Here is a 12,102-nt window from a genome sequence, read left to right on the forward strand (position 1 = left end):
CTGCCCGTTCAGCGTTTCATAGCGGCCTGGATCACGTTCTTGACGGCGAGTGGAGTCTCGCGGGGAATGGCGGCGGAGATGGACAGTTCGGCGCCTTGTGCATCGGCCTTCACGCTGCCGAGGCCTTTCCGGATCACGGCCAGTGATTCCTGCTCATTCGGAACGAGCATGCCGATCATCGCGACGCCCAGCAGGGACTGTTGCGTTCTGGCATTGATCTGCCGGGCGATCTCGCGGGCCTGCTCCTCGTCGCGAACTTCCCCTGACAGTCCGACCTCCAGGTCCTTTCCGAGCTTCAGCCTGTCCAATGAAATCGTCGTTCGAATGTCTTCCGGCTCCGGGGCCTTGGCCTCGGATTCTTCCGAGTTCGGCTTTCGGGGACGTTTTTTCTTCTTCGCAGGTCTGTTCTCAGGGGATCGCGGGGCGGCCTGCTGCCGCCGTTCGTCATCAATCCCATGCGGCGGCCGGTGTCCCGGGGCAGGGCCTTTGTTCACGCGGACGGAAGTCTGCACGTTGATGTTGATGTCCGTGATCACGCTGATCGCAGGACCCGATCCCGTGCGGTTCAGCACGGCCTCCACCAGTTCTCCGAAGGCATTCGAGTCTCGGGAGACCTCGTTTTCCTCATTGCCACCTTCGTCACTGTCGGCCGGCCGGGCAGGTCCGTGCGAGACATCGACATCCGTGTCGACGTTGACGTTGACCCGGGTCACCACCCTGGCCTGGGGCGTGGAATGTCCGGCATGCGGAGGACCGTCCGGACGGCGGGGTGGTTGAGCCTCGGCCACGGCACTCCCGATCGCAACAACAGAGGCAACGACAGCGATTCTGATCTGCATCAGAGCATCCCTTCCGGCGGACAGTGCAGATGTGGAGAGAACGTCGATCCTATTGTGATCGCCACGGCCACGAGCACAAGAGGCGGTCGACGGTCCCCTCATTGCGGGATTCGTCGGGGCCCTCTTTGAGGGCCGGTGCGAGGGTGGCATCGAGGCTCGACGAATATTCCAGGGCGAGACGGCCAGGCGCCACGCAACCTTCCGTGTCGCAAGCAGACAATAAGTAGAGAACTCGGCGACGGTCGGTCTGTGATCGTCCGCAACGAAACAACTCTCATTCCAGGGATGCCAATCATGGCTGCCGACATTCTGCTGAAGATCGAAGGTGTGGAAGGCGATTCGAAGACCGATGGACACGAAGGGGAAATCGACATCCTGAGCGCCTCGCTCGGGGCCACGAACCCTTCCTCCCGGGCCTATGGCGGCGGCGCCGGCACGGCCAAGGTGAATGTGCACGACCTGGTGATCACGAAGCGGGCCGACAAGGCCTCGCCGACGTTCTTCCTGAAGACGTGCGAAGGAACGCACTACGACTCGGCCACTCTGGTGTTCCGCAAGGCGGGCGGCGACGGCGGCCCGGTGGAGTACATGAAGTACGAGATGACGCATGTGTTCGTGTCGAGCTGGCAGCAGTCGGGCGGGGGCAACCAGTTCGCGATGGAGAACGTGTCGTTGTCGTTCGAGAAGCTGAAGGTGACGTTCACCGGCCAGGACGACGCCGGCGCTGCGACCGAACCGGTCGAAACCGAATGGGACATCGCGGCCAACAAGAAGCCGTAATCGAAAAGCGAAAGCCGCGACGGACGAGGATTCATTCCTGTCCGTCGCGGCTTCTTTCGTGCGCTCGCTGGCGTGCTGGTCAGTTCCTGAGTCCCTGAATGGCTTCGTGTTCCAGCAGGAACTCCCGCCGCTGCAGTCCAAGGGCTTTCATGCAGGTGCGATATTTCGAGAAGCCGCCGGGAAACACCTGGATCCGGGCGATGGCCCGCTTGAATGCGTTTGGCATCGCGCCGCGAAACTTGAACTCGCAGATCACAATGTCCGGTGCGATTCCGGGCCCTTCAAGTGCGGGGGCGAAGGTCCAGTCGTCGACACGCTGGCCCTGCAGCCCGCGGTCGAAGGTGACCCGCATCCGGCCTTCTTCAGTCACTCCGAAATAGGCGCGCCGCAGATAGCTCACGGCGCAGACCGGGAGCAAAGCCCGGCGTGCGAGTTCCTGTCGGAAGTCTTCGCCCGGCCAGTCGGCGGGATCAGCGGATGCCAGTCGGTGCAGGTGCTTGAGGCCGACCTGCACGCGTTCCTTGGAGACCTGCCGGCCCCGCTTGGTTTTGCGTTCCAGGAAGATGGTCGATGAGTCGCCATAGCGCCGCAGGCGAAGCTTGGTGCGCCGATGCCCCGTTGCGCGGTGGAACACATCAAATCGCGGGGTGTCGGCGTACACGGTCGAAATGCGATAGGAACGATCGAGTGTCGGATCAGCGTGCGGATCGATCGTCATCCACGCGCTCAGTTCCTGCTCCACGGCCACCGCATCGATTTCGTTGAGGACGTACTTCAGTTCGTAGGATGGAGGGCTTGCGTGGTCGGCCGGGCGGGGCGACGGCGATGCATGATCGGCGACGGCTGGAAACCAGTTGCCCAGATCGTTGGCCGTCACGACAGGCCATGAATCACTCGCGACAGTTTCGAAGGCAGAGTCCATACCGCGATCACGGAAGGGAGAATGAGGCAATCGACCGCTGAGGCTCTCGGTCGATGACAGAACGGGGTGTGTGCGACGCGATCTGAAACCCTGGCGATTCGCGAGAGTGTCGCCTCATTTGCAGAAAATCCGGGCCGCCCAGGAAAACCCGGAGGTCAACGCGGGGCTTGTCTCCGGGGGCCGACGGTCGTCGACCGGCCGAGGATCGACTCGGGACGTACTCTGGAGGTCGGGGACATGAACGCGGGCGGGCCTGCATCAGAATGCGGCCTCTCGCCCAGAGGTCGGGGCGAACGGCATCTGCTATGGTGACATCGGGCGATTCTTGAACGTCGATTGCGGGGCGAGTTGGCATGGTGCGCAGGATCCTCATCTACGGGCTGATCTGTGTGGTCGTCGCCGTGGGGGCTGTCGCCCTCATCGAGTTCGGCGGTCAGAATCCACTGACTCCGCCGTCGTCCGGCGTCGTCGACGAGGCGATGAAACTGCCCCATCCCGCATTTCTCGGGAAGCGGCTGGCAACGCTCGAAGAACCGATCGAGGCGCAGATCACCGCCGACCTGCCGGCGATGGATGCCCTGCAGGCCAAACATACCTGGTCCGCCGACCAGGGCCCGCTGATCCCGCATGGCCAGGGTGCGATGACCGGGGCCGAGGCGGCCGAGGCGTACCTCGAGTACAGGCTGCGTGCAGTGAAAGCGTATCGTGCAGGGACCTCCGACCCGCAAGCAGCCCGCGCCCCGGCGATTGCATTTCTGGACGCCTACTCGCGCGGGGCCGCCACGCAGAAGGGGGACTTCAAGGCCATTGCCGCACTGGGCGATGCGGCGATCAAGGCGGGAAGCGTCGATCCGTTGGTTCGCGTCTTTCACGCCCGCGTCAGCGAGAGCATGGAAACGATGAAGCCCGCCCAGTCGGCGGAGGTCTTCAGTGAAGTGAAAGAGCAGCTGACTGACGGGGCGTATCCACCGCCCGTCCTGCGGTTCCTGGTCTGGGCCTATCTGGCCGAACTCGCTGAGAGGAACGTGCTGGCCGGAATCCCTTCATTGACCATGCGGCAGATTGCCTATGAGGAAGCGGCCAGGTTTCTCGCGAAGGAATCGGGATCGGCCGATCCCGACGTGTTGCTGACCCTGGTGAAGAACACGCTGGGGTTCGATCGGGAGGCCGCTGACCAGCGGCTGGAACTGTATCAGGCCTGCCTGATGGAGCCGAAGATCGATCCCTACATCATCCATCTTCTGGGCGGCGACTATTACGCGAAGCTGGCCTGGCAACACCGTGGCGGCGGTTTCGCCGACACTGTTTCCGGTGAGGGTTGGAGCAAGTTTCGCGAGTTGATGCCGCGGGCTGCCCGTCATTTCCGGCGGGCGTGGTTCCTGCATCCCGAGCATCCCCACGCCGCGGAAGAAATGATCATGCTCTCCACCGCCGGCGGCGACGAGACGTGGTCGCCCGAGCAATGGTTTCATGCTGCGGTCGCGGCGCAGTTCGATTACCACGACGCCTACTACCGCTACATGTTCGTCACGATGCCCCGGTGGGGAGGAAGCCACCAGGCCATCGCCGACTTTGCCGAGAAATGCATCGCGACCGGCCGCTGGGATACCGTCGTTCCCTCCGAAGCCCAGACCGCCGTCGAGCTGATCGCGCTCGACAATGAAACCAACGATCCTGCCGGGAAGAACCCGACAGCCGTCAAGATCGCAGGGGCGTACCTCGACGCCTTCGCGGCCGCCATGAAACGTGGAGAAGTCAAACCTGAGAACTTTGCAAAACCGCTGGCGCTGATGACGTCGCTGCTCGTGCAGGCGGGCGACTACCGGAAGGCGCGCGACGCATTTGACATTGGCCCGGAGGCGAACGACCGGTGGTGGAGCATCGATCGCGGCGTCGGGTATCGCTACAGCATGGGATTGTCCTACGCCATCACAGGACCGGCCGAGAAGATCGTCGCCCCGATTCACGACTTCCTGACACGTGAAGCCACCGAGGCGCCGGAGGTCGCGGACGTGGAAGAGATGCAGAAGCGTCTGGAGGAGTGCCGCGCGATGGATATGGATTCCAGGGCAGCCGGTTACTACGACATCGCCGGCCGCATGCTTGAGCAACTCAAGACCTACGCTGCGGGCGACTGGGTCAATCTGACCTTCGATCCCCAGATGACTCTCTGGACGGCGCGGGCGGCAAAGTACGACCTGATCGACCCGGCCACGCTGCGGTTGACCGCCACCCACAGCGGTTCGTCGATGCAGCTGAAACCACTCACGCGATTCGCCCCGCCTTACATGGTGGAGGCTGAAATCAAACCGGTCCGGGCGCTGCAGGGAGACGTTCAGGCGGGAATTGTCATCGGCGCGAGAGCCGCGATGAGGCTCGGCCAGTCTCCGCTTCCACAACAGCTTTCGTCCGGTCCGACGATGATCGCGATCTTCTTCGACCGGACATTGATCGGTCTCCCGGGGGCCGTCGACTTCATTCCCGACCCGCAGCCGGTTGACGGATTCCAGCACCTCGGGATTCGCCGTTATCCGGGCGAGACGCACATGTACGCCATGCACGGGCTGGTGGTCGCTGATCGGCAACCCAGTCAGCCTCTCAACGATTTCATCGTGTTTGGCGACAGCAATCGCACCGGCGTCACCGGGGAAGCCGTGTTTCGGAACCTGCGGATTCGCAAGGCGCCGCCGATCACGGCCGGCCTCAATTCGGAGAGTCCCAGGAGCCTGCCGGCGCTGCGACAGGGTGTCGAGTATTACCCTGAATGTCCGGAGGCCAGGAAGCAACTGGCCGGGGCCCTGGCCGAGCAGGGGCAGGCGGCCGAAGCGCTCGAACATGTGGCAAAGGCCAAGGCTGTTTACCTGAAGATTGTCGATCTGTCGCGAATCGAAGGGGTGGCTCTTTGTGGTGTGGGCCAGTACGAAGCAGCCCTGGCCGCTTTCCGGAAGGACTACGACCTGTTTTCGCGGGCGGCCTGGTCGCGCGTGCACGAAGCCTGGGTGCTGACGACCGCTCCGGATGAGAAGCTGCGGGATGGCAAGAAGGCCCTGGAGCTACTCAAGGCTGTGCGGTCGCAGCTCGGCAACAGCATGAACGCCTGGTCGATTCACGTCACGGAAGCGGTCGTCGCCGCGGAGAATGGCAATTTCGAGGAGGCGCGCGAGTTCGCACGACTGGGTGAGGAAGCGGCTGACACCGACAGTCGTCGCGAGATTGCCAAACGCGTGCGAGCGGTGCTCGATCAGGATCGCCCCTATCGGATGCCGGAGTCGGGTGAGATTCCACCTCCGCCGGCCGGCGTGAGCCGGGCCAAACGCAGCACGCCGCCGCCACGGCCGGAGAGCACGGAATCTCAACCCGAGACAGGGACCTGACGTACCTGGTCGACCGGTTCAATGGACGCTGACGCTCACGAGTTGCCAGCAGGCTCATCGGGCGCGGGCGGGGTGACTTTCGGCGGGGCGTCGCCGGGGGCGTCCGGAGCCGGCTGTGCCGGTTCAGGCTGGGGCGCTGCAGGCTGGGGCGGAGCAAGTGACGGCGCGTCTTCCTCGATCCGGTCTGTAGATGGCAATGGCTCTTCGATCGGGCCGCCGACCGTTTCATGGGTGGCATACTGGAACAGTCCACCTCCCAGGGCCTGGTAGGCGTTGACGATGGCTGAAAGCTGTTCCTTCTTGGTGTCGATCAGCACCAGCTTCGCTTCCATGTAGTCGCGCTGGGCGAAGAGCACCTCGATGTACTCGGCGCGGGCGTTCTGGAACAGCCGGCTGGCGTTGTCGACCGAGGCCTCCAGCGAGGCGAGCTGTTCCTTCTTGATCTCGATGCTTTCGCTGTAGTTCTCCACTTTCGAGATGCGGTTGATCACCTCGGTGAACGCGTTCAGGATCGTCCGCTGGTAGTCGTAGATCGCTTCCAGCTGCACGGCGTTCGCGGTGCAGTAGTCGGCCTTGATGGCGGACTTGTTGAGCACCGGGGCGACAAGGTCGCCGGCCAGGTTGGCGATGAGCGCGTCGGGCGTGATGAACAGGTACTTCGGATTGAACGCGTTGTAGCCCACGCCGCCCGTCAGCGTCAGCGACGGATAGAAGCGGGACCGGGCCACCTGCACGTCGAGCCCCGCCGCGGCCAGCTCACGCTCGGCCCTGCGGATGTCAGGCCGGTTCTGAAGCAACTGCGAGGGGACGCCGACTTTGAGCGAGTTCAGGTTGAGGTTGATGAAGTCGGTCGACGTCCGCGGGACCGGCTGCGGGAAGCGGCCGAGCAGGAAGTTGATCCGGTTCTCCGTTTCCACGATCTCCTGCCGGACGATCAGTTTTTCGCTCTGGTTCTTCTGCACTTCGGCCTGGAAACGCTGGACAGCCAGCTCCGTTCCGCGCGCGGCTTCTTTCTTGGCGATCGCAATCTGCAGACTCTGTTCCTGCAGGGCGATCGTCGCATCGAGCGTCTCCAGCCGCTTGTCGAGCGCCATCAGCCCGTAGTAGTTCTCGGCGATTTCCGCGACGAGCCGCGTGACGACGTAGTTCCGCCCGTCCCTGGTACCCAGGTATCTGAGCGCGGCGGCATCGCGCGCATTCCGCAGCGCCCGCCAGATGTCGACTTCCCAGGTGACGTTTGCCGCGACGAGGAAGTCGGGGAGGGGATCGGGGAATGAATGGCCGGAGAGATTCAGCTGGCTGTCGACGGCCCCCGCTCGCGTGAAGGTGCTCGATTTTTCCAGGCCGGCCCGAGTCCCGAGAGTCACGAACGGAAAGACGGCTCCCCGCCGCTTCAGCACTTCATTGTTGGCGATCTGAACTTCCTGCCACAGGATCTTCAGTTCCTGGTTGCCCGCCAGGCCTTCCGCAATCAGGCAGGTCAGCGTCTGGTCGTTGAAGAACTCTTCGAATCCAACGTAGGCCGAGTTCTCCGCGGTCTGCCGGCCATTGAAGTCCGAAGGCAGCGCATGCCCGGGCTCCGGGCCGCACAGATCGGGGATGTGGCAACCCGGGAGAGACATCATGCCGCCCAGCGCGAGCGCAGCGCTGAAGCAACGCTTTTTCGAAGATCTCACAAAGTGGATCATCGCCACCATCCTTGATGAATTCGCGTCTGTCAGAAATCCGTTCCGACAGGTCGTCGTGACGTTCAGGACGTGGGACGTCTGCCTGTCAGACGTCCTGCGTCCCGCCAGCTTCTGCGTTCAGGTTGTCCCGCCAGTGACGCGGTTTCTGATCGATCCGGCGCTCGTCAGGCAGGCCGTCGGAACAAGTCCGTCAGTCGGCTCCGACGAGATCTTCAGAATCCTCCGAGGCGAAGCATCCCGCTTCGCTGGCTGCGGCAGTGGCTGGCAACCTCCACGTGTTTCATCGGACTGCTTCTTCAGGGGGCCGCCCGCTGCTCCGCAGCGTGACTGCTCTGTTCCCTGCAATGTCCGGGCTTCGGAAGAATCCCGTCCGACATGCCGTGGGCGTCTCTGCGACCTTGCAGAGACGCCGCGCCGATGCCGCAAGCCGAGACTCATTGCCGCCGCCCGAACTTTCCAGGTACGCGGTTCATCGACCTCGGGCCTCCGAAGTTCCGAATCTCGTCCAGCCAACTCAAGCAGAATGAATAAGTTGATGCCTATGCGGGGGGCAGTGTGTTTTAGGAAGAGTGCGATTGCGGCGAAGAGTCGCAGAAAATGCCGCACGTTGAATAAGGACATAGCCCATCCGGCGAGGGCGTCCTACCGTTCGGGGTTTCGTGTCGCGTGCCTCTCAAGCCGGCCGCGACGAAGTCATCCGCCGCAACGGAACTTGCGAGGAAGCATGACGTTCTGCAAAGGAACACTCGTCTGCGCAGGCGCCGAGAGAAGTCTGACCCAAGGCGGCCCGCGACTCGTCTCCACGCCGCTCAAAAGTCCCCGAGAGGGTGTAGGTCTGTGGATGATGCCGAATTTATGTGGCGCAAACCGGCAGGATTGTCTCACTGCGGGACCCTGATGCGACAGCCGAAACTGCCGAACTCGTAACGTCGCGAGCGGGGGATGAGGCTGCTCGTCAGGCCTCGGGCGCCGGCGGAGTTTCCGGCCGTGTCCGAGGCTTTCTCCCGCCACCCGGCCTGCGGATCCGAGACCGGTGGTCGGGCGCCGATTCCGCGTCCCCGGCGGCAAGTTCCTCGATGCCACGCTTGATCGTGTTGGGCGACATGTGGATCGCCCGTGAGACGAGCGTCATTCCTCCATGTCCCAGCTTCATCGCTTCCGTGGCGGCCCACTGGCGGCGCTGACGCTCGTTCAACGAACTCCGCTCCTGCCGGTAGCGCTCCTGAAGCTCACGAATCAAGTCGTCCTGTGACATGAGTGTTTCAGCTCGGCGCGGTGTCAGCGGGGCGCGTCAGATGTCCGCTCGTGTCCTGCGGCGGCGGGATGGTGCTCCAGCAATTCGCTCAACGGTTCATCGGATTCGTCCTGGATCAGTTGGCCTTTGTCGGCGAGTCCGCCAAAGAGGTAGTAGAGACCTGGAATCACCAGCACGCCAATGACAGTGCCGATCAGCATTCCGCCGACCGCAGTCGTTCCGATGGTGCGGTTGCCGATGGCGCCCGGTCCGGTGGCGCGGACGAGCGGAATCAGGCCGGCAATGAAGGCGAAGGAGGTCATCAGGATGGGCCGGAATCTCAACTGTCCGCCCTCGATCGCCGCCTCTTTCAGGCTGATCCCTTCCCGGTGCCTTTGCACGGCGAATTCGACGATCAGAATCGCGTTTTTGCCCAGCAGTCCCACCAGCATGACAAGCCCGATCTGGGCATAGACGTCGTTCGCCAGCCCCATGGACTCCAGGAAGACGAACGATCCGAAGATTCCCACGGGCAGCGAAATGATGACCGCCAGCGGCAGGATGAAACTCTCATACTGCCCGACGAGCACGAGGTACACGAAGATCACAACGATCAGGAAGATGTAAACCGCCGTGTTGCCCTTGTTGGCTTCATCGTACGAGAGGCCTTCCCAACCGATGTCATAACCGTGCGGCAGCGTCTGTGCGGCGACTTCCTTGATTGCCTTGATCGCTTCGCCCGTGCTGTAACCCTTCGCCGGCGCCCCTTGAATCGCTGCCGACGGATAGAGGTTGTAGCGGTTGATTTCGTTCAGCCCCTGCCGCTTCTTGAGCTGCATGAACGCCGAGTAGGGAACCATTTCCCCGCCTTCGTTCTTGACGAAGATATTGTCGAAGTCTTCGGGGAACCTTCGGAACTCGGGGGACGCCTGGACGTACACCTTGAAGAACTGGCCGAACCGGACGAAGCCCTGCTCCCAGGTACTGCCGATCACGATGGAGAGGTTGTCCATCGCGTTCTTGATCGTCACCCCTTTCTGCATGGCGATGTCGTTGTCGATCACCAGTTCATACTGCGGATAGTTGCTGGCGAAGAACGTGAACAGGCCCTTCACTTCCTTACGCTTCGCGAGCGCCTCGAGGAATTTGTCGGTTGCTTCCCCCAGGGCCTGGTAGTTCGTGGTATTCGTCTTGTCGAGCACGCGCAGCGAGAACCCGCCGGCCGCTCCGAAGCCCGGAACCGCAGGAGGCTCGAAGAACTCCAGTTTCACGTTCGAGATCTTGCGGCCTCTCTTCTCCAGTTCTTCGATGATCTGCCGTGACGTCAGTTTGCGCTGCGACCACGGTTTCAGGTTGATGAGGCATGTTCCGGCGTTGGAGCCGCGTCCCTCGGTCAACACTTCGTAACCCGCGAGCGAGGAGATCGAGGCGATCCCGTCGACCCCTTTGGCCGCCTCCTGCAGTTCGTGCGATTTGGCGTTCGTGTATTCGAGCGTCGAGCCCGGAGGCGTCTGGATGATGCCGTAGATCATTCCCTGGTCTTCCAGCGGGATGAATCCTGTCGGCAGCACCAGGTTGACGCAGTAGATCGCGACGCTGAACCCGGCCACGAGCCCCAGGGTCAGCACGCGGCGCGTCACGATCGGCCGCAGGAAGGCGGCGTATCCCAGAGTCACCCTGTTGATGAACCTGTCAAAGAGCCCGATGAGGATCGCGATGGGACCGCGGAACTTCTTCTTCTGCGTGGAGTGAGGCTTGAGAATCATCGCGCACAGGACCGGTGTGAGCGTCAAAGCCACGACGCCGGAGAGCACGATCGACATGGCCATGGTCAGGCCGAATTGCCGGTAGAAGACGCCGACCGGTCCTGACATGAACGTCACGGGGATGAACACGGCAGTCATCACGAGGGTAATGGCGATGATCGCGCCGCTGATCTCGTTCATCACTTCTTTCGTCGCCCGGTAAGGCGACAGGTGTTTTTCGTGCATCTTCGCATGCACGGCTTCCACCACCACGATCGCGTCGTCGACCACCACCCCGATCGCGAGCACGAGCGCAAACAGCGTGATCAGGTTGATCGACAACCCGAACATCAGCATGAAGAAGAACGTTCCGATCAGCGATACGGGCACGGCGAGCGTCGGAATGAGGGTCGACCGCCAGTCTCCCAGGAAGAGGAACACGACGAGGGCCACCAGCACGAACGCCTCGAACAGCGTATGCAGCACCTGTTCGATCGAGGCCTCCAGGAACGCGGAGACGTCGTAGCTCACTTCGAAGTCCATGCCCGGGGGGAACATCTCCGCCTTGGCTTCTTTGAGCTTCTCTTTCACTTCCTCGATGATCGTCGCCGCATTGGTGCCAGGCAGTTGCTTGAGCACGATGGCGGCGGAGGCGTGGCCATCGATGTCGGAGTAGAGGTCGTAGAACGACGAGCCGAGTTCCACGCTCGCCACGTCCTTCAGCCGCAGGATTTCGCCGTTGGGCTTGGCCTTGAGGATGATGTTGGCGTACTGCTCGGGCTTGTTATAGCGCCCGACATACGTCAGCACGTATTCCACCGTCTGCGACGTCTTGCCGGTCGCCTGTCCCAGGCGTCCGGGCGACCCGATCATGCTCTGCTCGGACACCGCCTTCATCACGTCGTCGGCCGACAGGTTGTAGGCCCGCATGCGTTCGAGGTTGAGCTCGATGCGCATGGCGTAGGCGCGGTTGCCCAGGATATTGGCGCTGCCGATGCCGCGGGTCCGCCGGATTTCCGGCAGCAGGTTGACCGTGACGTAGTTGTAGAGAAAGTTCTGGTCGAGAGCTTTGTCCTTACTGTAGACGTTCACGTACATCAGCATGCTCGTCATGGCCTGCTGAACGATGATGCCCTCCAGCTCCACGATCTTGGGGAGCCGGTTCTTCACGATCTGGATGCGGTTGTTCACGTTGAGCACGGCCACGTTGGGGTCCGTGCCCGGCTCGAAGATGATCTGGATCGCACCTTCGCCGGCGCTGGTCGCCGCGGAAGCCATGTACCGCATGTCCTGGACGCCGTTGATCGCCTGCTCGAGGATCACGAGCACCGAGTCGGTGAGCACTTCGGCGCTGGCTCCCGGATAGGAAACCGCGACGATCACGCTGGGCGGCGCCACATTCGGAAACTGGGAGATCGGCAGCGTGTTGATCGCCAGACCGCCCAGGAACAGGATGATCAGCGAGATGACGATGGCCAGGGCTGGCCGATGCAGGATCTGTGAAAACATGGTGCTGCGAG

At 62.5% G+C, this 12,102-nt stretch carries 7 protein-coding genes; 2 read left to right on the plus strand and 5 right to left on the minus strand.

Annotation, left to right across the window (positions count from 1 at the left end):
* Positions 1-8: 8 nt before the first annotated feature.
* Positions 9-839, minus strand: coding sequence for a hypothetical protein (locus Pan44_RS19965; RefSeq protein ID WP_145032818.1), 831 nt, complete (start codon positions 837-839; stop codon positions 9-11).
* A gap of 294 nt (positions 840-1,133) precedes the next feature.
* Between Pan44_RS19965 and Pan44_RS19970 the strand changes: the two genes are divergently transcribed.
* The gene (locus Pan44_RS19970) at positions 1,134-1,619 is read left to right on the plus strand and encodes an Hcp family type VI secretion system effector (protein ID WP_145032821.1); all 486 of its coding nucleotides are present in this window, start codon (positions 1,134-1,136) and stop codon (positions 1,617-1,619) included.
* Between the two features lie 79 nt (positions 1,620-1,698).
* Here the strand turns inward: Pan44_RS19970 and Pan44_RS19975 are convergent, their stop codons facing one another.
* Positions 1,699-2,541, minus strand: a complete 843-nt coding sequence (locus Pan44_RS19975; protein ID WP_145032824.1) for a polyphosphate polymerase domain-containing protein — start codon at positions 2,539-2,541, stop codon at positions 1,699-1,701.
* 353 nt (positions 2,542-2,894) lie between these two features.
* Here Pan44_RS19975 and Pan44_RS19980 point away from each other — a divergent pair, with 353 nt between their 5' ends.
* Positions 2,895-5,915 carry a hypothetical protein gene (locus Pan44_RS19980; RefSeq protein WP_145032827.1) on the plus strand — a complete coding sequence of 1,007 codons (3,021 nt, stop codon included), beginning with the start codon at positions 2,895-2,897 and terminating at the stop codon, positions 5,913-5,915.
* A gap of 35 nt (positions 5,916-5,950) precedes the next feature.
* Here the strand turns inward: Pan44_RS19980 and Pan44_RS19985 are convergent, their stop codons facing one another.
* The 3 genes from Pan44_RS19985 to Pan44_RS19995 form a co-directional block, all read right to left on the minus strand.
* The gene (locus Pan44_RS19985) at positions 5,951-7,540 is read right to left on the minus strand and encodes a TolC family protein (protein ID WP_231754114.1); all 1,590 of its coding nucleotides are present in this window, start codon (positions 7,538-7,540) and stop codon (positions 5,951-5,953) included.
* 1,018 nt (positions 7,541-8,558) lie between these two features.
* Positions 8,559-8,858, minus strand: coding sequence for a hypothetical protein (locus Pan44_RS19990; RefSeq protein WP_145032833.1), 300 nt, complete (start codon positions 8,856-8,858; stop codon positions 8,559-8,561).
* Between the two features lie 23 nt (positions 8,859-8,881).
* Complete coding sequence (locus Pan44_RS19995; RefSeq protein WP_145032836.1) at positions 8,882-12,091, minus strand: efflux RND transporter permease subunit; 3,210 nt, start codon at positions 12,089-12,091, stop codon at positions 8,882-8,884.
* Positions 12,092-12,102 lie beyond the last annotated feature (11 nt).

It is taken from the genome of Caulifigura coniformis (genome assembly GCF_007745175.1).
GTDB lineage: Bacteria > Planctomycetota > Planctomycetia > Planctomycetales > Planctomycetaceae > Caulifigura > Caulifigura coniformis.

What these genes read in the sequence shown, in the direction of transcription:
- Pan44_RS19965 (WP_145032818.1), bottom strand. Translation starts at nt 839, where the DNA reads ATGCAGATCAGAATCGCTGTCGTTGCCTCTGTTGTTGCGATCGGGAGT.
- Pan44_RS19970 (WP_145032821.1), top strand. Translation starts at nt 1,134, where the DNA reads ATGGCTGCCGACATTCTGCTGAAGATCGAAGGTGTGGAAGGCGATTCG.
- Pan44_RS19975 (WP_145032824.1), bottom strand. Translation starts at nt 2,541, where the DNA reads ATGGACTCTGCCTTCGAAACTGTCGCGAGTGATTCATGGCCTGTCGTG.
- Pan44_RS19980 (WP_145032827.1), top strand. Translation starts at nt 2,895, where the DNA reads ATGGTGCGCAGGATCCTCATCTACGGGCTGATCTGTGTGGTCGTCGCC.
- Pan44_RS19985 (WP_231754114.1), bottom strand. Translation starts at nt 7,540, where the DNA reads ATGATGTCTCTCCCGGGTTGCCACATCCCCGATCTGTGCGGCCCGGAG.
- Pan44_RS19990 (WP_145032833.1), bottom strand. Translation starts at nt 8,858, where the DNA reads ATGTCACAGGACGACTTGATTCGTGAGCTTCAGGAGCGCTACCGGCAG.
- Pan44_RS19995 (WP_145032836.1), bottom strand. Translation starts at nt 12,091, where the DNA reads ATGTTTTCACAGATCCTGCATCGGCCAGCCCTGGCCATCGTCATCTCG.